This window comes from Neorhizobium petrolearium (assembly GCF_029854435.1).
GTDB classification, from domain to species: Bacteria; Pseudomonadota; Alphaproteobacteria; order Rhizobiales; family Rhizobiaceae; genus Neorhizobium; species Neorhizobium petrolearium.
This window is the reverse complement of record NZ_CP123000.1, coordinates 2,089,238-2,110,957: the sequence shown is the minus strand read 5'-3', so window position 1 is coordinate 2,110,957 and position 21,720 is coordinate 2,089,238. Positions and strand designations below refer to the sequence as shown.

Sequence of the window (21,720 nt, the reverse complement as noted above, 5' to 3'; positions counted from 1 at the left end):
GAAAGATAGAGGAAAACAAGGTCATTCCGTGCCTCTGATTCCTCTTTCGTTCTTTTTTAGTTGCGATTTTTCGTCGAATCCTGCCAAGTCCCCGGCATGCAATTTGCACCGCAACAGGACGAGGCCCTCAAGGCCGTTTCACAATGGCTGAAAGAGGGACGCAGCCAGATCTTTCGGCTGTTCGGTTATGCGGGCACCGGCAAGACGACGCTGGCCAAATATTTCGCCGAGCATGTCGACGGCGATGTGCTTTTCGCGGCCTTCACGGGAAAGGCGGCGCAAGTGCTGCGCTCGCGCGGGGCACGGAACGCGAAAACCATCCATTCATTGATCTACCGCCCGCGGGGCGAAGAGGCGGTCGAAGACGAGGAAACCGGGAAGACCTCCATATCCCCGATGTTTTCCATCAACCGCCAGAGCCCGGTTGCCAAGGCGGCGCTGATCATCATCGACGAATGTTCGATGGTCGACGAGGCGCTTGGCAAGGATCTGATGAGTTTCGGCACGCCCATTCTCGTGCTCGGCGATCCCGGCCAGCTGCCGCCGGTGACGGGCGGCGGCTTCTTCACCGAACAGGAGCCGGATTATCTTCTCACCGAAATCCATCGCCAGGCCCGCGACAACCCGATCATCCAGCTCGCCATGGACGTGCGCGAGGGCAAGGAGATCATGTATGGGGACTACGGCACCGCGCAGGTGATTTCCCGCAACGAGGTGACCCAGCCGCTGGTGCTGGAGGCGGACCAGGTGCTGGTCGGCACCAACCGGACCCGCAAGCGCTACAACCAGCGGCTCCGGGAGCTGAAGGGATTTACTGCCGAGTATCCGCAATCCGGCGACAAGCTGGTGTGCCTCAGGAACGACCAGGTGAAGGGACTTCTCAACGGATCGCTCTGGCAGGTGATGAGTTCTTCGCGCGAGACGGTGAAGCCCGGCATCAACCTGATGATCCGGCCGGAAGACGATGACATGGACCGGGGGGCTGCCAAGATCAAGCTCCTGAAGGCCGCTTTCGAGGATGGCGAAGGGGAAATTCCTTGGTCGACCCGCAAGCGGTATGACGAGTTCGATTACGGCTATGCGCTGACCGTGCACAAGGCTCAAGGTTCGCAGTGGAACAATGTCGTGCTGTTCGACGAGAGCTTTGCTTTTCGCGATACCCGCGAGCGCTGGCTTTATACTGCGATTACCCGCGCAGCCGAAACGCTGACGATCGTGCGCTGATCAATTCGGCACGACACCGAGCAGCAGCGCCTTGGCGACGGCCTGGAAGCGGTTGGTTGCCTCGAATTTGCGGATGATGCCGTCTTCCATGTGCCGCAGTTCCTCGAACTGGAGATTGAGGACACGGGCAATGCGCGGGGCGGAATAACCTTCCGCCATGAGCGCCAGGCATCTTCCTTCCATATCGGTGAGCGCCAGCGAGACCGGGCGGCAAGTCTCGTTCACCTCGTCTTCATCCTCGCCGCTCAGCAGGCTTTCGATCTGCTGCATCTGTCGACGGATATTGGATATGTCGGCGGTAAGCTCGCGCTTGCGCCGCGCTAGCATAGTGTGGAACAGTTCGTCGGCTTCGGCTTGCGATGTCGTGGTGGTCAGTTCCTCCATCAGGTCCTGGATCACCGCCACCGGCATGCCGATCTCCCGGCAGGCATTGATGACCGCCATGCGCTGTATATCCCCACTGTCATAGATGCGCATTGCGCCGAAGCGCTTTGCGGTGATCAGTCCCTTTTCCTCATAGAAATGCAGGGTGCGATGGGTGACGCCGAAGAGATCTGCCATCTCGGCGATCGCCACCGGTCCCTCGGGCATATCGAAGGGCAGGGAGACCTGCGGAAGGAAATTGAAGTGCCCGGGGGCGGTTCCAAGGGCAGGCGGCGCACCGCCTCCATGTATCGTGTGTATGGCGTCGCTCCGCATCGGGTCCCCTCGATCCTGCGAAAAGGCGTCTTGTTCAAATCCATGTCTCAGGGTTGCGCTTCAACGCCAAACCCCGCGGGCAGAATCCTCGGTACTGAAAATGCGGACCCGATGTGATTGGATGACAGAATTCGCCGTTCCGACCATCATTTCGCCGCCTGAGGTCCGATCAGCGAATTCTGTTAGAGATAGGTTACGTAAACTTTTAGAAAATGATAGTCCCGGCCGCCTCGTGAATTTTCGTCCATGAAAACTCTTTATAGGTGCAATTTATCGAAGCCCGTGGCCTTTCGGCAGGGCATGCCCTAAAAGCGGGGAAGTTTTCGCAGAATGGACTTTGCCATGCCGACCAAGCTTTCCGTGAACCTCAATGCCATCGCCATGCTGCGCAACCGCCGCGACCTGCCCTGGCCGAGCGTCGAGGGTCTGGGGCGCATTGCGCTTCAGGCGGGAGCGGCGGGGCTGACCGTGCATCCGCGTCCGGATCAGCGTCATATCCGCTTCTCCGACCTGCCGGTTATCCGCGCGCTGATCGACGACGAATTCCCAGATGCCGAGTTCAATATCGAAGGCTATCCCAGTGAGGATTTTATGGCGCTTTGCGAAAAGACGGAGCCGGAGCAGGTGACGCTGGTGCCGGACGATCCAAGCCAGGCGACCTCCGACCACGGCTTCGATTTCCGGGCGAGCAGCGAACTCCTGAAGCCGATCGTGGCGCGGCTCAAGAAGAAGGGCATGAGGGTATCCCTGTTTGCCGATGGCGACGGCGACGGCGAGGCGGTGAAGCTTGCCAGGGCGACCGGCGCGGACCGTATCGAGCTTTATACCGGGCCTTATGGCGGTTGCTTCGATGATCCTGAACGTGGCGCGAAGATTCTCGATGATCTCGGCCGGACGGCGGATGCCGCTTTGGCGGAAGGGCTTGGCGTCAATGCAGGTCACGATCTCACCGTCGCCAACCTGCCGGCGCTCATCAAGCGCATCCCGAAACTCGCCGAGGTTTCGATCGGCCACGGCCTGACGGCGGATGCGCTGGAATACGGCATGGCGGAAACCGTGCACCGCTTCCGCCGCGCCTGCGGCCAGCCGGTTTGACCGGTTTTCCCTACGCAATTCCCGACGGAAAGCGGCAGCGCACGTCCCTGGAATTGCGCTAGGCCACTGAAAGCTTCGCCTCTCTGAGATCCAATTCCCAGGTCTGGCCCACGTATTCCGGGCCGAACATCGCATGTCTCTCCTCGGAGACAAGCCTGAAGCCGGCGGTCTTGTAGATATGGATCGCCGCCGTCAGAATGTCATTGGTCCATAGCGACAGTTTCTTATAGCCGGCTAAGGTCGAGAATTTGATACATTGCTCGACCAATGTCCTGCCGAGGCCAAGACCCCGGGCTGCCGGATCCAGGTAGAGGAGGCGGAGCTTCGCCGTATCGCCGCCGCCATCCGCCACCATGACCGAGCCGACCCGTCGGCCGTCGCGCTCGGCGATCCAGCAGCGCTCCCGTTCCGGATTGAAGTTGGCAACGAATTTGCCCGCGATTTCGGCAATCAGCGCTTCGAACTTTTCGTTCAGGCCATATTCTCGGGCATAGGCAGTTGCCTGCGCCTCGATCAGCCAGCCCATGTCGCCGATGCGATGGGGGCGCATAATGACTGCTTGAGACGGAGTTGCCGAGGAGGGATCGAGAATCGCCCGGATTGTCTGCATCGAGCCGACCAGCCTTGCCTGGCTCGCTTCGTCCACGTTCCGGAGGTCATCGGCGATCTGGCGGCGGGAACGCTCCCCGAGCGTTTCGTAGATTTCCCGTCCCTTCCCGGTGATGGTGAGGATCTGGCTGCGTTTGTCGGCCGGATCAGGTTCGCTGTCGATGAAACCCGCTTCGCGGAACTTCTTGAGGATGCGGCTGAGATAGGCTGGGTCGAGACCGAGATCGCGATTGAGCTCAGTGGCCGAGACACGCTCTCTCACGCCCATTTCATAGAGAATCCGTCCCTCGACGAGGGTATAGGGCGTTGCCAGGTAATCCTTGGCGAGGACGCCGATCTTGTTCGTGTAGAAACGGTTGAAAGCGCGGATGGTCTCGATGGTTTCGGACGCGATCATGGGCAGAATCTCCTTTTGGAGACTCTGTCCAATATTTATTTGACTAAGTCAAGTAAATCAGGCAGCGACCTGATTGGCCTCGCCTTTGCCCAACGCGAAATCGACCGCCGCCTGGGCATGGATTGCGGTGGAATCGGCGCAGGGAAGTGGCAGTTTTTTCGGATCGAGGAGAAGGCAGATTTCGGTACAGCCGAGGATAATGCTGTCGGCGCCGGTCGCCTTGGCCTTTTCAATCATCGCAATCGCGCAATCGCGGGATGCGTCGAATACGGTTCCGGCGCAAAGTTCGTTGAAGATGATGCTATGGATAGCAGTGCGATCTTCCGCATCCGGCACCAGGACATCGACCCCGAGTGCCGCCATACGATCGGTATAAAAGCCATGCTCCATCGTGTAACGGGTGGCAAGCAGGAGAGGGCGCTTGAGACCATTCGATTTCAGCGCTTTGGCGGTTTCATCGATGATATGGATAAGCGGAATATCGATCGAGGCTTGGACTTCGGAGGCGACGAGATGCATGGTGTTGGTGCAGATCAGCACGCATTCGGCGCCGGCGGCTTCGAGGCTTGCGGCACTTCTGGCGAGATGCCTGGCTGCCAGGTCCCAGCGGCCGGCTTTCTGCATCTCGACCACGTCGGCGAAATTGACCGAATGGAGAAGAAGATCGGCGGATGCGAGGCCGCCGAGGCGGTCGCGCACCATTTCGTTGATCAGCCGGTAATAGACGGCCGTGCTTTCGAAACTCATCCCACCGATAAGGCCGATTCTCCGCATTATTTTCTCCAAAGTAAGAAGAAATTAGATTGATCATCTAATTACATCGGATAATTTAGATTTGCAATCCAAGCTGACGATTGCCTCAGCCGGTCAGCGCCGCCTTTTGCGTTTCGAGATAGGCGGTAAGGTTCTGTGGCTTGCGACCCGTGAGTTTTTCAAAATCGTCCGTCACCAGGTCGAAATTGCCTGCGCGGATATTGGCGTCGGCCGAGGCGAGCATTTGAACGACGAAACCCGGCAGACCTGCACCTGTCAGGCCATGGGTGAGCTGTTCGTCGGTGACATTCGCGACTTCGAGCGGTTTCCCCGCCGCATTGGCGACGCGTGCGGCGATTTCGTCTGCGCTCAGCGACTCCGGGCCGGTCAGGGTAAAGATCCTGTTTCCGGCCGGCGGATTGGCGAGCACTGCAGCGGCGGCGCGGGCGCAGTCGTCGCGCGTGATGTTGGAAACCTTGCCGGCGCCCATGGCGGTGTACCACGTGCCAACCTGCAGGTTGTGCGGCATGCCCATCAGATAATTGTCGGCATACCAGGAATTGCGCAGGATCGTGTAGGGAATGCCGCTTGCCTTGATCGCCTCTTCCGTGCCGAGATGGTCGGGCGCGAAGCTCACGAGCGACTTGTCCGGGTTCGGCATCGAGGTGTAGACGATATGCCTGACGCCGGCCTTTACTGCGGCGGAGACGGCAGCTTTGTGCTGGGCGATACGCTTGCCGGGTGTCGCGAGTTCATCGGTCGAGATGATCAGCACGCGATCGACATCGGTGAATGCCTTGACGAGACCTGCTTCGTCGTCGAAATCGGCGATGCGTGTCTCGATGCCTTTGGACGCCACATCGGCGAGCTTTTTTGTATCTCGGCTTGCGGCGACGATATCGCCCGGCGTGATCCCGCCGGTCTCCATAAGGTGATGGAGGACTGCGCGGCCAAGCTTTCCAGCGGCGCCGGTGACGAGGAGTTTGGTCATCTCAGAATTTCCTTCCTAGCAGCAAACCGACGCTTTCGGCGCGGTATGGAATGTTGGTCTCGAAAAGAGACTAACACTAGAATAGGAATTGACTATGTTGTGTAAAGGAGGCAGTTTTCGGGGAGATCGTTACCTGGAGGGAACCACTCCCATGGTGCTCAAGTCAGCTCACAAACCCGTCCTGGGCGGCCAGGAATGTGATATGTCCGGCTGGGATGCCGGCAATTGTCCCGTACGCGATGTCATCGACCGCATCGCCGGCAAGTGGTCGACATTGTTGCTGGAGGCTTTGGCGCGTCGCCCATATCGGTTCGGTGAACTGCGCCGGCTGGTGCCGGACATATCGCAGCGCATGCTGACCCAGACGCTGCGTGACCTGCAGCGCGATGGCTATGTCGACAGACAGGTTTTTCCGACCAAGCCGCCGAGTGTCGAATACCGGATGACCGAACTCGGTCGTTCCTTGTTCGAGCCGCTTTCCAAGGTGCTGCGATGGGCAGAAGAGAATCATCCTGCAGTGAAGGCGGCACGTGCGAAGTTCGATGAAAGCGAAGTATAGTGACGTGAAAAAAGGCGGCTCGAAAGCCGCCCTCTTTTATCAAACCGTTTCGATCAAGCCTTCAACGAGGCGATGTCGATGACGAAGCGGTAGCGTACGTCGCTCTTCAGGACGCGCTCATAGGCCTCGTTGATCTCGCTGATATTGATCTTCTCGATCTCCGAGACGATGTTGTGCTCGCCGCAGAAGTCCAGCATTTCCTGGGTTTCCTTGATCGAACCGATCATCGAGCCGGCGAGGCTCCTGCGGCCTGGAACCAATGAGAAGGCATGCACGGGCACGGCATGTTCCGGAACGCCGACCAGGACCATGGAGCCGTTGACCTTGAGCAGGTTGAGATAAGCGTTCCAATCGATCTCGGCGCTGACGGTGCAGATGATGAGGTCGAACGTGCCCGCGAGCGCCTTGAACGTCTCGGCATCGCTGGTCGCATAATAGTGGTCCGCGCCGAGCCTCAAGCCGTCTTCCTTTTTCGACAGCGACTGGCTGAGCACCGTCACGTCGGCGCCCATCGCATGAGCAAGCTTGACGCCCATGTGGCCGAGGCCACCCATACCCAAGATCGCAACCTTCTTGCCGGGGCCGGCGTTCCAGTGGCGCAGCGGCGAGTAGAGGGTAATGCCGGCGCAGAGCAGGGGGGCTGCAGCGTCGAGCGGCAGATTGTCCGGAATCGACAGGACGTAGCCTTCCTTGACGACGATCGAATCGGAATAGCCGCCATAGGTCGGCGTCTCGCCGTCGGCTTCGAAATCGTTATAGGTCTGTACGAGGCCGGGCAGGTATTGCTCGTTGTCGAGATCGCGGGCGGCGCAGCCGACGCAGGAATCGACGAAGCAGCCGACGCCAACGTGGTCGCCGATCTTGAATTTCGTGACCGACGAACCGACGGCGGTCACCGTGCCGACGATCTCGTGGCCAGGCACCATGGGATAATGGGAATTGCCCCATTCGTTGCGGGCCTGGTGGATGTCGGAATGGCAGACGCCGCAATACTGGATCGAGATGACCACATCATCGGCATTGGGTTCGCGGCGCTCGAAGGTAAAGGGCGTCAAGGGTTTCGACGCGTCGGTGGCGGCATAGCCTCTTGCAATAGCCATGGAAAGCTCCAATCATCTTTTGAAGTTGGGAGGGGAATTGGACGGGCAGACTATGCCTCGGCCGACCGCAACAGCGTTAGATCGATCCTGCAAGCTTCTTGCACGATCCTGCAAAAGTGTGCGGGGCGGCTATTTGCGGATGCTGAGAGGCATTCTAAATAGGGGCAAACGCAGACAGCGTTTCCATCGGCCCAGGAGGGGTTTACCGCATGACGCTGCCGTTCAACCCCTATCGGGAAATCGCCTCGATCTCACACCGCTTCGCCTCGGGTGACGGCGAGCACCTGACGACCATCGAAGGCCTCGCGATCAGCCGCCGATCTACGCCGAGCGTACCCTGCCACGGCAGCTACCGTCCCTGTTTCGCGATGGTCATTCAGGGGGCAAAGAGCGTGCAACTCGGGGCGGATACCATCAATTACGGTCCCGGTCACTATCTGTTGACCTCGCTCGACCTGCCGGTCGTCTGGCGTGTGGTCGAAGCAAGCCCGGAGATCCCGCATTTCTGCCTGACGTTTGCCATCAACGGCGAACGACTGCTCGACCTGCTCAGCCGCGCGGGTATAAGACAGCCGAATGTGCCGGCGAGCGGGCAGCGCGGCATCGTCGTCAACCATGCGACGCCGGAGCTTCTCGATGCCGCAGTGCGGCTCATGCGTTTGCTCGATAATCCAGGAGATATCGGGGCGATGGCACCGCTGATCGAGCAGGAAATCCTCTACCGCATTCTCACCGGCCCGGCCGGCGGACAATTGATCAACATCGCTGTTGCTGACAATCACGGCAACAGGATAGCCCGCGCCATCGCATGGCTCCGAGAAAATTTCGCACGGCCGTTGCGCATCGAAGATCTGGCAGAACACGTCAGCATGAGCGTGTCGTCCTTCCATCATCACTTCAAGACGATCACCGCCATGACGCCGGTGCAGTACCAGAAGCGCCTCCGGCTTCACGAGGCCCGCCGGCTGATGCTGGTCGAGGGGCTGGATGCCGGCAATGCCGGCCACCGCGTCGGCTACCTGAGCCCATCGCAATTCAGCCGAGAATACAGCCGGCTCTACGGCGTGTCGCCGGCAAGGGATATGGACGCGGTTTGCGAGGCCGTTGTCGCGGAATAAATTCCGGCCAATTTCGCTGACACATTCGGATCCCTCCCTCTTGACGGCCGGCTTTGCCTGCGCCATAAGCGGATCAAGAACCGTACCGTACGGTACGCAAAGGATATCGCAGTGAAACCCGACGCCGCCGACATGCCCGAATTTACGCCGCGCCAGAACGCCGTTCTGGAACAGGCACTTCGGTTGCTTGTGGAAGGCGGAGAGAAGGCGCTGACGACTTCGGGCCTTGCTCGGGCGGCCAACTGCTCGAAGGAAAGCCTCTACAAGTGGTTCGGCGACCGCGAAGGCCTGCTGGCCGCGATGATCGCTTATCAGGCGAGCAAGGTACGCACGCATGAACGCCCCGGTGAACGGCTGACGGTGGATGTGCTGCACGACCATCTCGAACTTTTTGCCCGCGATCTGCTGGCAGTGCTTGCCGGCGACGTATCGCTTGCGCTCAACCGGCTCGCCATCGGCCAATCCAGCCGTGAAGGTTCCAAGCTCGGCAAGCTCTTGCTGGAGCACGGTCGTCGCCAGATCGACCGGCGCGCCATGGCTCTCATCGAACAGGGCAAGAGGGCAGGGCTTCTGCGTTTCGACAACGCGGATTCAGCCTACCACACGCTTTATGGCCTGATCGTCTCCGACCTGCATGTGCGCATGCTGCTCGGCGAACCCGGCCTCAAGGACAATGCGCGCCAGGCGGAGAGGGCGGTCGAAGCCTTCCTGACGCTGCACGGTACGCAGAAGCAATCGGCGGATGCGCTCGGCGCCTTCGCGGGACGATGACGAACATCAACAAATCACACGCATAGGGAAGGAATAACGATGCGCGTTTATTATGATCGGGATGCCGATATCAACCTCATCAAGGCAAAGAACGTGGCCATCATCGGCTATGGCAGCCAGGGCCGCGCGCATGCGCTGAACCTCAAGGATTCCGGCGCCAAGAACGTTGCGATCGCGCTGAAATCCGGTTCGGCGACCGCCAAGAAGGCGGAAGCCGACGGCTTCAAAGTGATGACCGTTGCCGAAGCTGCCAAGTGGGCCGACCTGATGATGATGGCGACCCCGGACGAACTGCAGGCCGACATCTATAAGGCCGAGATCGCCCCGAATATCCGCGACGGCGCGGCAATCGCCTTCGCCCACGGCCTCAACGTGCATTTCGGCCTGATCGAGCCGAAGGCCTCGGTCGACGTCGTGATGATCGCACCGAAGGGCCCGGGCCACACGGTTCGCGGCGAATACCAGAAGGGCGGCGGCGTGCCCTGCCTCGTCGCCGTTCACCAGAACGCTTCCGGCAATGCGCTTGAACTCGCTCTCTCCTACGCCTGCGGCGTCGGCGGCGGCCGTTCGGGCATTATCGAGACCAATTTCAAGGAAGAGTGCGAAACCGACCTGTTCGGCGAACAGGTCGTTCTCTGCGGCGGTCTGGTCGAGCTCATCCGTGCTGGTTTCGAGACGCTGGTGGAAGCCGGTTATGCGCCGGAAATGGCCTATTTCGAATGCCTGCACGAAGTGAAGCTGATCGTCGACCTGATCTATGAAGGCGGCATCGCCAACATGAACTACTCGATCTCCAACACGGCCGAATGGGGCGAATACGTCACCGGTCCGCGCATCATCACCGAAGAGACCAAGGCCGAGATGAAGCGCGTGCTGAAGGATATCCAGACCGGCAAGTTCACCTCCGAGTGGATGCAGGAATACCGTTCCGGCATGGCCCGCTTCAAGGGCATCCGCCGCATGAACGACAGCCACCAGATCGAGGAAGTCGGCGCCAAGCTGCGCGGCATGATGCCCTGGATCGGCAAGAACAAGCTGGTCGACAAGTCGGTGAACTAAACTTTCCGGTTTTGTACCGCGCCACGCACGAGAAGCCGTGCGTGGCGCTTTCCTTTTAGAGTTCGGCAGCGGGCGGAATAACGCCCTTGGTCAGCAGAAAACAACCATAGAACCGCGTTTCGCCGGTTGTGATGACACAGTACGCCTTCCTGGCATGTTCATAGAACGCAAAGCGCTCGATGCCGTACATGGATGTCGTTTTTCCCTCGACCGCATCGATCTCGGCCTGGACTTCCTGCTGCGGCGCCGGAATCTGATCCGGATCACCCATCACCTCCATCCGGCCGACAGATGGCTGCAGCGGGGTATCGAGCGGAAAAACCGAGAGGATCGCCCGCATCGCCCGGGCTGCCGGGATATTGTCCATGTGCAGGAGCTTGCCCAGCGTTGTCTGGCGGGCGATCGCATCGGCCGGGAAATTGGTGTCCACGAGCGCCAAAGTGTCGGCGTGACCCATGGAGCGCAGGGCGTGGAGCACATCGGCGTTCAACGCCGGATCGATGTTCTTGAGCATGTCTTCCTCCTCTTCGGCCACGGATATTCCCGTACGATCCCGGTTACGGCAAACCTGTCTTTTCAACGCTCTTCTGGCAAGCGCTTCCGGGCGGTGCTAAACAGAAGAAAATGAGAAGAAACCCGATAGGTCAGTATTGCTGACCTATCGATCTTTGTGTAAAGATCGCACATAGAAAGTTGAAATAAGAGGAAACATTCCGTGCTTGATTGGGAACATATCTTCGCGACGCGCTCCGGCCGCATGCGCGCCTCCGAAATCCGCGAACTCCTGAAACTCCTGGAGCGGCCGGACATCATTTCGTTCGCGGGCGGCATTCCCGATCCGGCGCTTTTCCCGGACGAGGCTTTCAGGCAAGCCTATGCGGATATCTTCTCCGGCGCGCAGGTGAATGCAGCGCTGCAATATTCGGTAAGCGAAGGCTACAAGCCGCTGCGCGAATGGATCCGCGGCGAAATGGCCCGTATCGGCGTCCAGTGCGAGGTCGAGAACGTCTTCATCACCTCCGGATCGCAGCAGGCGCTCGATTATCTCGGCAAGCTCTTCCTGTCGCCGAAGGACACCGCACTCGTCACCTGGCCGACCTATCTGGGGGCGCTGCAGGCCTTCAACGCCTATGAACCGAACTATGACCAGCTCTCCTTCGGCAACCGCACGCCGGATGCCTATCGCGAGACGGCGGCAAAGGCCGGCGGAGCCGTGAAGTTCGCCTATCTTTCGGTCGACTTCGCCAACCCGACCGGTGAGACGGTCGACCGGGCCGGTCGCGACAAGATCCTTGAACTTGCTGATGAACTGGATGTCGCCGTCATCGAGGACGCTGCCTATCAGCATCTACGCTATGACGGCGAGGCGATTCCGCCGATCCTGGCGCTCGACACTGCCCGCAAGGGCGGCATCGAGAACACCCGGACGATCTATTGCGGCAGCTTTTCCAAGACGCTGGCGCCTGGCCTGCGCGTCGGGTTCGTGGTTGCCGCGATGCCGGTCATCCGCAAGCTGGTGCTGATGAAGCAGGCTGCCGACCTGCATTCCTCGACGATCAATCAGATCGCCATCGAACACGTCGCCTCGCGCGGTTTCGATGCTCAGGTTGCCAAGATCAGGGCTGCCTACAGCAAGCGCCGCGATGCGATGCTCTCAGCGCTCGCCAAATACATGCCGAAGGGCACAAGCTGGACGAAGCCGGAAGGCGGCATGTTCGTCTGGGTGACGCTGCCTGCCGGCCTGGATGGCGCCGATCTGCTCGCCCGGTCGATCGAGACCGAAAAAGTGGCCTTCGTGCCAGGGCAGGCGTTCTTTGCCGACCGCTCCGGCGCCAATACGCTGCGTCTTTCCTTCTCCTGCGCCGACGAGGCGATGATCAACGAGGGCATCCAGCGGCTCGGGCGTCTGATCACCAATGCAATCCGTGCGGCCGCCTGATTATCACGAGGTGTGATTTCGAAGCCCCTGTCGCCGGAAGGAGACGGGGGCTTTCTGCATTTCGGGAGGGGGATTCGTATGGGAGCGTCCATTGTCACATACGTGTCAGAAGACTGTGTTTAAGCGGGTGATATGTTCTCGAAAGGACCTCCGATGAAGAACCTTCTTTCCGCATTCTCCGCGCTCGTGGCGTTCGGCATGATCGCCGGAGCGGCCGAAGCCGCCGACCTCGTGCTTTACACCAGCCAGCCGAATGCAGACGCGCAGGCCACCGTCGACGGTTTCAAGGCCGCCAATCCCGGTATCGAGGTCGAGTGGGTTCGCGACGGGACGCCGCAGATCATGGCGAAGCTGAATGCCGAGATCCAGGCCGGCAACCCGGTCGCCGATGTCCTGCTGATCGCCGACACGGTGACGCTGGAGCGCATGAAGCAGGCCGGGCAGCTTCTTGCCTACAAGTCGCCGGAAGCCGCCAATTACGACAAGGCCCTCTACGACGCGGACGGCTATTATTATTCCACCAAGCTCATCACCACCGGCATCATGTACAATACCCAGGCGTCGATGAAGCCTGCAAGCTGGGCCGACCTTGCAAAGCCGGAAGCCAAGGGTCTGGTCACCATGCCGAGCCCGCTCGCCTCGGGTGCCGCGCTCATTCACGCCCAGACGCTGACTGCCGTTCCCGATCTCGGCTGGGACTATTACAAGCAGCTCAAGGATAATGGTGCGATCGCCGCAGGCGGCAATGGCGGCGTGCTGAAGTCGGTCGCATCGGGCGAGAAGGCCTATGGCGTCGTGGTCGATTACATGCCGATCCGAGAAAAGGCCAAGGGCGCACCGGTCGAGTTCGTCTTCCCGAAGGAAGGCGTGTCTGCCGTGACTGAGCCCGCAGCGATCCTCGCTTCCACCAAGCATGCCGAAAACGCCAGGAAGTTCATCGATTATGTGCTTTCCGAGAAGGGGCAGGAGGGTTTCCTGCAGCTCGGCTATATCCCGGCTCGCACCGGCATGGCGGTTCCGGCCGGCTTTCCGGCTCGCGACACGATCAAGGTTCTGCCGATCAACGCCTCGGAGGCTCTCAAGAATTCCGAGAACGACGTCAAGACCTTCTCGGATATCTTCGGCACCAAAGGCTGATATAAACGCCTGATGACGCGACCTAAGAATCAGGGAAACAGCCAGCCGCGCTGGCTGTTTCCCTTTGTCGTAACGGTAATCTTTTGTCTGAGCGTGCTGCCGCTTGGGCGGCTTGCGGTGACCGGTATCGTGTCGGCCATGCAGGGCGGGGCGCATCAGCTTCTCTCCGATCCCGCTCTCTGGCAGGCGGTCTACGATACGTTGACGACATCCTTCTTCGGCATGATTGCGGCGGTCGTGCTCGGCGGCGGTTTCGCGCTTCTGCTCACACTGTTCGATATCCGCGGCAAGGCGGCGCTCGGCTTCCTTTTCATGCTGCCGACGATGATCCCGCCGCAGGTGACGGCGCTTTCGTGGATCGGCATGACCGGACCTTCGAGCACGCTTTTGAAGGCGCTCGGGCTGGCGCCGCCGCTCGGAAGCCCGCAGCCGCTCTATTCCATCGGTGGGATTGCATTGCTCTACGGCGTGCAGAACGCGGCGCTCGTCTATCTCTCGCTCCGGGCGGGGCTGCTGGCCTTGCCACGCGATGGGGTGGAGGCGGCGAGGCTCTCGGGTGCATCGTCCTGGCAGGTTCTGAAGGATGTGATCCTGCCGCTTTCCTTGCCCGGCTTTGCCGCAGGTGCGGCGATCGCCTTCGTCTCCTGCGTCGGCAATTTCGGCATTCCGGCAATCCTCGGCATCCCCGCTTCGATCTATACGCTGCCGACGCTGATCTATTCGAAATTCGCGAGTTTCGGACCCGGCACGTTCGCGGATGTCTCGCTGCTTTCAGCCATGATCGCAATCCTGTCGATTGTCGGGCTCATCGTGGAGGAACGGGTGCTGCGCGGACGTGATTATCGCGTTATCGGCCTGTCCGGGCAGGTGGCGGTGTTTCGGCTGGGAGCCTGGCGGTGGTTTGCGGAGATCGCGCTTTGGCTGACGATCCTGATCATTCTCGTGATGCCGCTGACGGCGCTGGTTGCTAGCTCGCTGGCGCCCGCCTACGGCGTGCCGCTGAGTTCTTCGACCGCGACCATCCAAGCCTATGAGGAAATCCTGTTCCGCCAGACGGTGACGCGCACGGCATTCACCAACTCCGTCACTCTGGCGCTGACGACGGCATTTGGTCTCCTGGCAGCGACCGTGCTGACCGGTTATTTCCTGGTGCGCGGCAGGAGCCGGTTCGCACCGGTCATTGCGGCTCTCGCCGAGATCCCCTATGCCCTGCCGGGCATCGTGCTGGCAGTGGCTTTTATCCTCGTCTTTGCGGCACCCGTTCCGGTGATCGGCATCTCGATCTACGGGACGATATGGATCATCCTGATCGCTTATTTCTCAAGTTTCTTTGCCGTCAGCCTGAAGCCGGTGGTGAGCGCCTTCCGGCAGCTCGATCCCTCGCTCGAAGAGGCGGCGCGGCTTTCGGGGGCGCGTTTCGGACGGCGGCTTGCCGATATTCTCGTGCCGCTGGTGGCGCCGGCCGCCGGTGCCTCGGTGATCCTCGTCTTCCTGATCGCCTGCAACGAGCTGACCATCTCGGCGCTCCTCTGGTCGGCCGGCACGCAGACGCTTGGTGTCGCCATCTACAATCTCGACGACAGCGGCAGCTTCAACCTCGCCTCGGCTCTGTCGGTGCTCGTCGTCATTATGGTCGTGGTGATGATGCTGGTGCTGGAACTGATGGCGAAGCGACTGCCGAAAGGTGTGGTGCCATGGCGAAGCTGATCCTCAACAGCCTTTCCAAGTCGTTTGAAACGGGCGGCAGGCCCGCGGTGAACGGCGTGTCGCTCACCGTCAGGGAAGGCGGCTTTCTGGCTTTGCTCGGCCCTTCCGGCTGCGGCAAGACGACCGTGCTCAGGATGATCGCCGGTTTCGAGCAGCCGACAGACGGTTCGATCCTGCTCGGCGAACGGGTGCTGGCGGATGCGAGCGAGATGGTGCCCCCGGAAAACCGCAACATGGCGATGGTCTTCCAGTCCTATGCGCTCTGGCCGCATATGAGCGTCGCGGAGAATATCGGTTATCCGCTCAAGGTGCGCGGCATTTCCGGCGAGAAGAGACAACGGAAAGTGAAGGATGCCCTTTCTGCCGTCCGGCTCGAGAGCTACGCCGATCGACGACCGGCCGACCTGTCCGGCGGCCAGCGCCAGCGCGTCGCGCTCGCCCGCTGCCTCGTGACGGAACCCGATGTCGTGCTGCTCGACGAACCGCTTGCCAATCTTGACCGGCATCTGCGGCAGGAAATGGAGGAGACCTTTCGCGAGTTTCATGCGCGATCAGGGGCGACGATGATCTACGTCACACATGACCAGGCGGAGGCGATGGCGCTTGCGACGGACGTGGCGGTGATGTCGGAAGGCCGGCTCCTGCAAGTGGCGGCCCCCGAGGAGATCTATGCGCGGCCGGAAGGCCGGCTGGTCGGCGGCCTGGTGGGGCAGGGTGCAATTCTCTCCCTTCCGTCTCCGGATGGTGACAGGCGGCTTCTCGACTGGCCGGCCGTGCAGTCACTGTTATCAACGCGGGAGATTGGGCGGGGGAATGATCCGGCTGCGGATATCCTTGTCCGCCCGCAGGATGTGGAGATCGCGACGGAAGGGGTGGCGGTCAGCGTTCTTTCGGTTCTCTTCGAAGGTGAGCGTTATGCGCTGCGTCTTGCCCTTGCGGATGGCCAGACCCTGCGTGCCTTCAGCCGTCGATCGGTCAGGGTTGGTGATACCCTCACGGTTATCATCCGCTCGGCCTGGAGATTGTAGCCACGCGGCATTCTGGTGGTTATGGTGCTGATGAGAATAGGGAATCTCCGCATGTCGCTGCGCCTCGGCACGTTCAACATCGAAAACCTGATGACGCGTTTCGATTTTTCCGGCTGGCGCAACCAGCTTCGGCAGGATCGCGTGCTGAGACTCTACGACGTGCAGGACAAGGCGGTCTACCAGCAACTGGAACAGGCCCGCCTGATCGCTGAAACCGACGATACGCGGCAGCTTTCGGCGCTCGCGATCGCCGAAGCGGATGCCGACATTCTCTGCCTGCAGGAGGTCGACAACATGCCGGCGCTGCAGGCCTTCGAATACGGCTATCTCTACCGCATGGTCGGAAACGGCTATCGCCAGAAATATCTCGTCGAGGGCAATGATTCTCGCGGCATCGATGTCGCGGTGCTGATGCGTGAAGAGACCCGGGCGGGCGAACCGATCGAGGTGATCGATATCCGCAGTCACGCCATGCTGACCTATCAGGACCTTGATCTGTTCAATGAGGAACTGGCCCTGACCAACCAGCAGCATGACAAGATATTCAAGCGGGATTGCCTCGAAGTCGAACTGAAGGTCGGCGGAAAGCCTCTGTCGCTTTACGTGGTCCATTTCAAGTCCATGAGCAATTCGCGCGAGGGCCTGGACGGACGAACCGGCACCATGGCGATCCGCACGGCTGAGGCGAGGGCGGTGCGGCACATCATCGAACGTCGCTTCGGCATGGGGCGGACCGGGACCAGGAATTTCGCCATCTGCGGCGACATGAACGATTATCAGGAAAAGGTGCAGGTGATCGGCACGCGGCGCGAAGGCTACCGATTCGAGCCAAGGCGGGAAGAAAAGAGCGCGCTCGACGTCTTCAGTGGTGACGGCTTCGCGGTGAACCCGATGCAGCGCCGTGACGGGATGGATCGCTGGACGCTTTACCACGCTCGCGGGCCTGAGGAACAGCATCTCTGCCAGCTCGACTATATCTGGCTTTCTCCCGCGCTCGCCGAGTACAATCCGGACAGTGTTCCCGAGATCATCCGCGGTGGGCAGCCCTATCGCACCGTCTTTCCTCCGGGACAGGAAGTCGAGCGATTTCCGCGCATCGGATGGGACCGTCCGAAGGCGTCGGACCATTGTCCTGTCGTCATGACGCTGGAGCTCCAATGACCATCGAACTTTCCGACGATCTTTCCGGCTTGCCGCCGGAAAGGACCGTTTTCCATGTCGACCAGGTGAGGATGCGCATCATGACGGGCGACCATCCATTCCACCTTGCCGAACGGGAGGCGATCGCTGAGAACTGGAGACAGGAAGTGGCCGCCAATCCTGCCCTGTTCGACGGTCGGATGATCCTTCAGAGGCGGATCGGCCTGGTACGGGGCGGCATTGTCAGTGAAGGCTACGTCGCGCCCTTTTCCACCTTCTTATGGTGGCGCAAGCAGCCGGAACGGCATGGTGCGCTGCATATCCATTCCTATCCGGTTCTGGAAACTTCGGACGGTGCCCTGGTGGCCATCCGGATGGGAGCGCATACGGCGAATGCGGGCATGGTTTATTTTGCCTGCGGCTCCTTCGACCCCGATGACGTCGTTGACGGTCATTGTGACCCCGAACTCAATATGCGGCGCGAGGTGCTGGAGGAGACGGGGATCGAACTGCATGATGCGACTGTAAGCGACGGATACTACATCGCTCATTTCCGGCGGACCGTGACCCTGTTCCGGCTCTTCCGATTCGATGAGACCGCGGACCAGATGATCGCTCGGATCGAGCAGCATATGCAGGTTGCCGAAGATAAGGAAATCGCGGGCGCGGTGGCGATCCGTTCGGCCGATCCTTCAGTCCATCCTTACCATGCCGGAATGTTGCCCGTTCTGAACTGGTATTTCGGCCAAGGGCAAGACGTTGCCGAATAGGGTTGCACTGGATGGGCTGCTCGGGCAGTTTGGCACCATCGAAAATTGCAGGGAGGGAACTGCTGTTGGCCCGTCGCTACAGCATCTATGACGTCTTCACCAACAGGAAGCTTTCCGGCAATCCTTTAGCGGTCATCTTTGACGCAGACGGTCTTGCCGACGATGCCATGCAGGCAATTGCGAGGGAAATGAATCTCTCGGAAACGGTTTTCGTGAAGTCTTCCTCCAATCCCGCCTATGCCGCGCGGCTGCGGATCTTCACACCCGGGAGGGAACTTCCCTTTGCCGGACATCCGACGGTTGGGACTGCGATAGCGCTTGCCGAACGTGATCACGGCATCCGTGGAGCGGACATGGATCTCGTCTGCGTGCTGGAGGAAAATGTCGGACCGGTGCGCTGTGCCGTGCGGCTTCGGGCCGGTGAGGCCGGATTTGCGGAATTCGACCTGCCGAGGAAGCCCCAACGGATCGACCTGCCGCTCGACCATCAGGGGCTTGCCGATGCGCTCAGCGTCAAATCGACGGATATGGGGTTCGAGAATCACGTGGCGTCGATCTGGAGCGCCGGCGTGCCTTTCCTGATGATTCCGCTGCACAATCTTGCCATTGTGCAGAACCTGGAATTTGATCCGCTCCTTTGGGAAAGGGCTGCTCCCTTCGTCGAAGGGGCGCTTGCTTCCGCTTATGTCTATTGTCGTGGCGGCGTCCACCATCAGGCGAAATTCCACGCACGCATGTTCTCGCCGGACATGGGGATTTCCGAGGACCCGGCGACGGGCGCCGCGGTCGCTGCGCTTTCTGGCGCGATCCGTCATTTCGATGCGCTGCCGGATGGGCATCATCCTCTCCTCGTGGAGCAGGGCGTCGAAATGGGCAGGCCGTCCTTCATCTACCTGCATATCGACGTGAAGGATGCCGAGATTGCCAAGGCACGGATCGGCGGGCAAGCCGTCAGGCTTGCGGAAGGTATGCTTGACCTTTGAATTTTCGGCATGCGTCGAAGATTGCGATATTGTGACGCGGTAAATTGTTGAAACTTCTGCTCTTTGCGCATCTGGTGCGAATTTGGCCCGTTCCATATCCGCTGGAGTTCCATCCGGTTGGATTTTTTGACCGAAGAGGCAAATAATTTTTACAGAGCCGCTGGACAAGGCCGACGTTCCCCTTTATACGCCCCCTCACACCGCTGGCGAGGACGCCTCGCCGCAGACGGTCTTGGGTGATTAGCTCAGTTGGTAGAGCAGCTGACTCTTAATCAGCGGGTCGTAGGTTCGAGCCCTACATCACCCACCATCTCCTTCCATGACGAAAGAAATTTCCGGGCAGAGGCGAGCGTCTTCTCACGCGGCTTTGGGTTGAGCCGCCGCAATGCGGCGCTCGGTCTGGCGCAGGCACAGAGCGAGTGCGAAGCCGAGCGTCGTGGTGGAGAAGATGTAGTAAGGCGCCGCCTGCCAGCCGGATGCCGCGACGATCGACGCGAGCAGCATCGGACCGAATACCTGGCCGATATTGGACCCCTGCATGACGAAGCCACTGAATGTGCCGACGAGGTCGCGGCGCGGGGCATAGACCGGCAGAGAACCCATGATCGTCGCCGGCAGCACGCCACCTGAAACGGCGTAAAGCACTGACGCGCCATACCTCATCCACAGCGGAAAGGCGTGGCCGAAGACGATGAAGGCCGTCATCGTCAGCATGATGCAGGGGCCGGCGATCAATATCCAGCGTGGCGCGCCCCATCGGGCGAAAACGCCGCCAAGCACATTTCCGACGCCGTTTGCGAGCACGGCAAGCGCGGTCATGACGGATGCAGCCGCCAGGCCGATCCCCATATCCTCGATCAACAGCGTCGGCAGGAAGCCGAAGACAGCCATGAAGCTTGCGCTGTAGGTGGCAAAGATTCCTGAAAGGATCCAGGACATCGGCCGGGATGCGGTGAGCCTGACCGCCGCCGGCAGCGATGTCGAAACCTGCCCGGCGGCCCTCGGCTGCGCCGTTTTCATCGTCATCAACGCAATCATCGGAACGAGGCTCAGCATGGCTGCGAAAACCCAGGAACCCTGCCAGCCGAAGCTCGGCAGGAGGAAGGGCGAGATCATCATCATGACGGAAACGCCAACGGGCATCCACACGCCCCAGAGCGCGAAGGCGAGCCCCGTATCGCGCGGATCGATCGATGAGGCGATCAGGCCGGGCGCCGCGACGGAGACCATGATCAGGCCGACGCTTTCCAGCACGCGGCTGGCGAAGATCACCGCTTCGGAATGGGTCGCGGCACCGATCAGGCTGCCTGCGACGAGCAGGGCTAGGCCGAGGATCATCGCGCGTCGATGGGTCAGATGGTCGGTGAAGCGGCCGATGAGGATGCCGCAGACGGCGCCGAGTGCGCTGACCAGCCCCATCAGCCAGCCGGCGGCGACGAGATCCATGCCAAGTTCCGAGCGCAGCATCGGGATCGCGGGCGGTACCTTGCCGACATGCAGTGCGGCTGCGATGCCGCCCAGCACGGCGATTGCGACATGTCCCCAACGTGTCATGCTCTGCTTGTTCCGATCATCAAAGGCAAACTCTCGAACGGCTTTACCATCCTCACAGGTGCCGAAGCATAAATTCCTTGCGAAGAGCATGATTTATGGTTGCAGGAACGCCTCGTTCAGCCAGCCTTCCGGATCTGCTCGCGATTTTCCTCGATCTTGAGGTTCTGCACCAGCTTGGCGAGCCAGTCGACGAAGACTCGAACCTTGTTCGAGAGGTGGCGCGTCTGCGGATAGACGATGTAGAGAGGTAGAGATTCGCATTCCCAGTCCGCAAGAACCTCGACCAGCTCGCCGCGTGCGACCGGATCGCGGGCCATGAAATGGGCCGCCTGGGCGACGCCCATGCCGGTGGTTGCGGCAGTGAGATAGCTGCGCGCGTCGTTGACCGAGACGACATAGCGCGGAGCTACTTCGATCACCTCCTCGCCGCGGCGGAAATCGAAAGGCATCGTCCGCCCGGCGGTGGCGTTGAGATAGCCTACGGACATGTGCTTGTCCTCCAGTTCCTTCGGATGAGAGGGAAGGCCGAAGCGGCGGATATATTCCGGCGAGGCGTAGGTCTTCATCCTGAGTTCGCCGACCTTGCGGGCGATCAGCGACTGATCCTTCGGCGTGCCGCCGCGAAGCGCGCAATCCACGTTTTCGGCGATGTAGTCCACCAGCCGGTCGCCGACCCCGATGTCCAGGCGGATGTTCGGATAGCGTGTATAGAAGTCGCAAAGCGAAGGAATGACGACAAGGTCGGCGAAGGCGCCTGCCATCTCCACCCGCACACGCCCGGAGGGCGTCGTCTGCGAGTTCGACATGCTGCCGTCAAGCTCCTGAATTTCTGAGAGAATCTGGATCGCACGCTCATAATAGAGCGCCCCATCGGTGGTCACTATGACTCGCCGCGTCGTGCGGTTCAGAAGCTTGGTGCTGAGATGCGATTCCAGTGCTTGCACCATGTTGGTCGCCGTCGTCTTCGGAATGTTGAGCGTTGCGGCGGCGCGCGTGAAGTTGCCGGTTTCGACGACCCTGACGAAAACGCGCATTGCTGAAAGCTGATCCATAAGTCACCTGTTGCGATGCGGTATTGTCCATCAAT

21 protein-coding genes and 1 tRNA gene are annotated in these 21,720 nt (G+C 60.4%); 14 read left to right on the top strand and 8 right to left on the bottom strand.

What is annotated here, in order from left to right:
* Positions 1 to 96: 96 nt before the first annotated feature.
* A complete protein-coding gene (locus QEO92_RS10795; protein WP_037147314.1) occupies positions 97 to 1,224 on the top strand; it encodes an ATP-dependent DNA helicase in 1,128 nt (375 codons plus the stop codon).
* On the opposite strand, the gene QEO92_RS10790 is transcribed toward QEO92_RS10795, so the two are convergent.
* Positions 1,225 to 1,923 carry a MerR family transcriptional regulator gene (locus tag QEO92_RS10790; protein WP_227702981.1) on the bottom strand — a complete coding sequence of 233 codons (699 nt, stop codon included), beginning with the start codon at positions 1,921 to 1,923 and terminating at the stop codon, positions 1,225 to 1,227. It lies immediately after the preceding gene.
* 342 nt (positions 1,924 to 2,265) lie between these two features.
* Here QEO92_RS10790 and QEO92_RS10785 point away from each other — a divergent pair, with 342 nt between their 5' ends.
* Entirely contained in the window at positions 2,266 to 3,018 is a 753-nt protein-coding gene (locus QEO92_RS10785; protein WP_227705139.1) for a pyridoxine 5'-phosphate synthase, read from the top strand.
* Positions 3,019 to 3,076: 58 nt separating this feature from the next.
* On the opposite strand, the gene QEO92_RS10780 is transcribed toward QEO92_RS10785, so the two are convergent.
* The 3 genes from QEO92_RS10780 to QEO92_RS10770 form a co-directional block, all read right to left on the bottom strand.
* Positions 3,077 to 4,024, bottom strand: a complete 948-nt coding sequence (locus QEO92_RS10780) for a bifunctional helix-turn-helix transcriptional regulator/GNAT family N-acetyltransferase (protein ID WP_227702980.1) — start codon at positions 4,022 to 4,024, stop codon at positions 3,077 to 3,079.
* A gap of 57 nt (positions 4,025 to 4,081) precedes the next feature.
* A complete protein-coding gene (locus QEO92_RS10775; RefSeq protein WP_227702979.1) occupies positions 4,082 to 4,798 on the bottom strand; it encodes an aspartate/glutamate racemase family protein in 717 nt (238 codons plus the stop codon).
* Between the two features lie 85 nt (positions 4,799 to 4,883).
* Positions 4,884 to 5,768: an SDR family oxidoreductase gene (locus QEO92_RS10770; protein ID WP_227702978.1), complete on the bottom strand. Its 885-nt coding sequence runs from the start codon at positions 5,766 to 5,768 to the stop codon at positions 4,884 to 4,886.
* A 202-nt stretch (positions 5,769 to 5,970) separates the two neighbouring features.
* On the opposite strand from QEO92_RS10770, the gene QEO92_RS10765 reads away from it, so the two are divergent.
* Positions 5,971 to 6,327 carry a winged helix-turn-helix transcriptional regulator gene (locus tag QEO92_RS10765; RefSeq protein ID WP_227702977.1) on the top strand — a complete coding sequence of 119 codons (357 nt, stop codon included), beginning with the start codon at positions 5,971 to 5,973 and terminating at the stop codon, positions 6,325 to 6,327.
* 53 nt (positions 6,328 to 6,380) lie between these two features.
* Here the strand turns inward: QEO92_RS10765 and QEO92_RS10760 are convergent, their stop codons facing one another.
* Positions 6,381 to 7,427 carry an NAD(P)-dependent alcohol dehydrogenase gene (locus QEO92_RS10760; RefSeq protein WP_227702976.1) on the bottom strand — a complete coding sequence of 349 codons (1,047 nt, stop codon included), beginning with the start codon at positions 7,425 to 7,427 and terminating at the stop codon, positions 6,381 to 6,383.
* Between the two features lie 209 nt (positions 7,428 to 7,636).
* Between QEO92_RS10760 and QEO92_RS10755 the strand changes: the two genes are divergently transcribed.
* The 3 genes from QEO92_RS10755 (at position 7,637) to ilvC (ending at position 10,375) form a co-directional block, all read left to right on the top strand.
* Positions 7,637 to 8,545, top strand: a complete 909-nt coding sequence (locus QEO92_RS10755; protein WP_227702975.1) for an AraC family transcriptional regulator — start codon at positions 7,637 to 7,639, stop codon at positions 8,543 to 8,545.
* Positions 8,546 to 8,677: 132 nt separating this feature from the next.
* The gene (locus QEO92_RS10750; RefSeq protein ID WP_227705138.1) at positions 8,678 to 9,316 is read left to right on the top strand and encodes a TetR/AcrR family transcriptional regulator C-terminal domain-containing protein; all 639 of its coding nucleotides are present in this window, start codon (positions 8,678 to 8,680) and stop codon (positions 9,314 to 9,316) included.
* A gap of 39 nt (positions 9,317 to 9,355) precedes the next feature.
* The gene (ilvC, locus tag QEO92_RS10745; protein ID WP_037147297.1) at positions 9,356 to 10,375 is read left to right on the top strand and encodes a ketol-acid reductoisomerase; all 1,020 of its coding nucleotides are present in this window, start codon (positions 9,356 to 9,358) and stop codon (positions 10,373 to 10,375) included.
* A 55-nt stretch (positions 10,376 to 10,430) separates the two neighbouring features.
* Here the strand turns inward: ilvC and QEO92_RS10740 are convergent, their stop codons facing one another.
* Positions 10,431 to 10,889, bottom strand: a complete 459-nt coding sequence (locus tag QEO92_RS10740) for an RbsD/FucU family protein (protein WP_227702974.1) — start codon at positions 10,887 to 10,889, stop codon at positions 10,431 to 10,433.
* A 201-nt stretch (positions 10,890 to 11,090) separates the two neighbouring features.
* Between QEO92_RS10740 and QEO92_RS10735 the strand changes: the two genes are divergently transcribed.
* The 8 genes from QEO92_RS10735 (at position 11,091) to QEO92_RS10700 (ending at position 19,389) form a co-directional block, all read left to right on the top strand.
* The gene (locus QEO92_RS10735) at positions 11,091 to 12,314 is read left to right on the top strand and encodes an aminotransferase-like domain-containing protein (protein WP_227702973.1); all 1,224 of its coding nucleotides are present in this window, start codon (positions 11,091 to 11,093) and stop codon (positions 12,312 to 12,314) included.
* 153 nt (positions 12,315 to 12,467) lie between these two features.
* Positions 12,468 to 13,451 (top strand): ABC transporter substrate-binding protein, encoded by a 984-nt coding sequence (locus QEO92_RS10730; RefSeq protein ID WP_037147287.1) that lies wholly within the window; start codon positions 12,468 to 12,470, stop codon positions 13,449 to 13,451.
* Between the two features lie 12 nt (positions 13,452 to 13,463).
* Positions 13,464 to 15,158, top strand: coding sequence for an ABC transporter permease (locus QEO92_RS10725; RefSeq protein ID WP_227702972.1), 1,695 nt, complete (start codon positions 13,464 to 13,466; stop codon positions 15,156 to 15,158).
* Positions 15,146 to 16,186: an ABC transporter ATP-binding protein gene (locus QEO92_RS10720; RefSeq protein WP_227702971.1), complete on the top strand. Its 1,041-nt coding sequence runs from the start codon at positions 15,146 to 15,148 to the stop codon at positions 16,184 to 16,186. The genes QEO92_RS10725 and QEO92_RS10720 overlap by 13 nt, the downstream gene beginning before the upstream one ends.
* A 51-nt stretch (positions 16,187 to 16,237) precedes the next feature.
* Positions 16,238 to 17,347: an endonuclease/exonuclease/phosphatase family protein gene (locus tag QEO92_RS10715; RefSeq protein WP_227702970.1), complete on the top strand. Its 1,110-nt coding sequence runs from the start codon at positions 16,238 to 16,240 to the stop codon at positions 17,345 to 17,347.
* Entirely contained in the window at positions 17,344 to 18,096 is a 753-nt protein-coding gene (locus QEO92_RS10710; protein WP_227702969.1) for an NUDIX hydrolase, read from the top strand. Before QEO92_RS10715 ends, QEO92_RS10710 begins: the two co-directional genes overlap by 4 nt.
* A gap of 65 nt (positions 18,097 to 18,161) precedes the next feature.
* On the top strand, positions 18,162 to 19,079 hold the full coding sequence (locus QEO92_RS10705) for a PhzF family phenazine biosynthesis protein (RefSeq protein ID WP_227702968.1): 918 nt from the start codon (positions 18,162 to 18,164) through the stop codon (positions 19,077 to 19,079).
* Positions 19,080 to 19,313: 234 nt separating this feature from the next.
* Positions 19,314 to 19,389 (top strand) — tRNA-Lys (locus QEO92_RS10700).
* A gap of 47 nt (positions 19,390 to 19,436) precedes the next feature.
* On the opposite strand, the gene QEO92_RS10695 is transcribed toward QEO92_RS10700, so the two are convergent.
* Positions 19,437 to 20,633 carry an MFS transporter gene (locus QEO92_RS10695; RefSeq protein ID WP_227702967.1) on the bottom strand — a complete coding sequence of 399 codons (1,197 nt, stop codon included), beginning with the start codon at positions 20,631 to 20,633 and terminating at the stop codon, positions 19,437 to 19,439.
* A gap of 116 nt (positions 20,634 to 20,749) precedes the next feature.
* Positions 20,750 to 21,685, bottom strand: coding sequence for a LysR family transcriptional regulator (locus QEO92_RS10690; RefSeq protein ID WP_227702966.1), 936 nt, complete (start codon positions 21,683 to 21,685; stop codon positions 20,750 to 20,752).
* Positions 21,686 to 21,720: the final 35 nt, after the last annotated feature.

What these genes read in the sequence shown, in the direction of transcription:
- QEO92_RS10795 (WP_037147314.1), top strand. Translation starts at nt 97, where the DNA reads ATGCAATTTGCACCGCAACAGGACGAGGCCCTCAAGGCCGTTTCACAA.
- QEO92_RS10790 (WP_227702981.1), bottom strand. Translation starts at nt 1,923, where the DNA reads ATGCGGAGCGACGCCATACACACGATACATGGAGGCGGTGCGCCGCCT.
- QEO92_RS10785 (WP_227705139.1), top strand. Translation starts at nt 2,266, where the DNA reads ATGCCGACCAAGCTTTCCGTGAACCTCAATGCCATCGCCATGCTGCGC.
- QEO92_RS10780 (WP_227702980.1), bottom strand. Translation starts at nt 4,024, where the DNA reads ATGATCGCGTCCGAAACCATCGAGACCATCCGCGCTTTCAACCGTTTC.
- QEO92_RS10775 (WP_227702979.1), bottom strand. Translation starts at nt 4,798, where the DNA reads ATGCGGAGAATCGGCCTTATCGGTGGGATGAGTTTCGAAAGCACGGCC.
- QEO92_RS10770 (WP_227702978.1), bottom strand. Translation starts at nt 5,768, where the DNA reads ATGACCAAACTCCTCGTCACCGGCGCCGCTGGAAAGCTTGGCCGCGCA.
- QEO92_RS10765 (WP_227702977.1), top strand. Translation starts at nt 5,971, where the DNA reads ATGTCCGGCTGGGATGCCGGCAATTGTCCCGTACGCGATGTCATCGAC.
- QEO92_RS10760 (WP_227702976.1), bottom strand. Translation starts at nt 7,427, where the DNA reads ATGGCTATTGCAAGAGGCTATGCCGCCACCGACGCGTCGAAACCCTTG.
- QEO92_RS10755 (WP_227702975.1), top strand. Translation starts at nt 7,637, where the DNA reads ATGACGCTGCCGTTCAACCCCTATCGGGAAATCGCCTCGATCTCACAC.
- QEO92_RS10750 (WP_227705138.1), top strand. Translation starts at nt 8,678, where the DNA reads ATGCCCGAATTTACGCCGCGCCAGAACGCCGTTCTGGAACAGGCACTT.
- ilvC (WP_037147297.1), top strand. Translation starts at nt 9,356, where the DNA reads ATGCGCGTTTATTATGATCGGGATGCCGATATCAACCTCATCAAGGCA.
- QEO92_RS10740 (WP_227702974.1), bottom strand. Translation starts at nt 10,889, where the DNA reads ATGCTCAAGAACATCGATCCGGCGTTGAACGCCGATGTGCTCCACGCC.
- QEO92_RS10730 (WP_037147287.1), top strand. Translation starts at nt 12,468, where the DNA reads ATGAAGAACCTTCTTTCCGCATTCTCCGCGCTCGTGGCGTTCGGCATG.
- QEO92_RS10725 (WP_227702972.1), top strand. Translation starts at nt 13,464, where the DNA reads ATGACGCGACCTAAGAATCAGGGAAACAGCCAGCCGCGCTGGCTGTTT.
- QEO92_RS10720 (WP_227702971.1), top strand. Translation starts at nt 15,146, where the DNA reads ATGGCGAAGCTGATCCTCAACAGCCTTTCCAAGTCGTTTGAAACGGGC.
- QEO92_RS10715 (WP_227702970.1), top strand. Translation starts at nt 16,238, where the DNA reads ATGTCGCTGCGCCTCGGCACGTTCAACATCGAAAACCTGATGACGCGT.
- QEO92_RS10710 (WP_227702969.1), top strand. Translation starts at nt 17,344, where the DNA reads ATGACCATCGAACTTTCCGACGATCTTTCCGGCTTGCCGCCGGAAAGG.
- QEO92_RS10695 (WP_227702967.1), bottom strand. Translation starts at nt 20,633, where the DNA reads ATGACACGTTGGGGACATGTCGCAATCGCCGTGCTGGGCGGCATCGCA.
- QEO92_RS10690 (WP_227702966.1), bottom strand. Translation starts at nt 21,685, where the DNA reads ATGGATCAGCTTTCAGCAATGCGCGTTTTCGTCAGGGTCGTCGAAACC.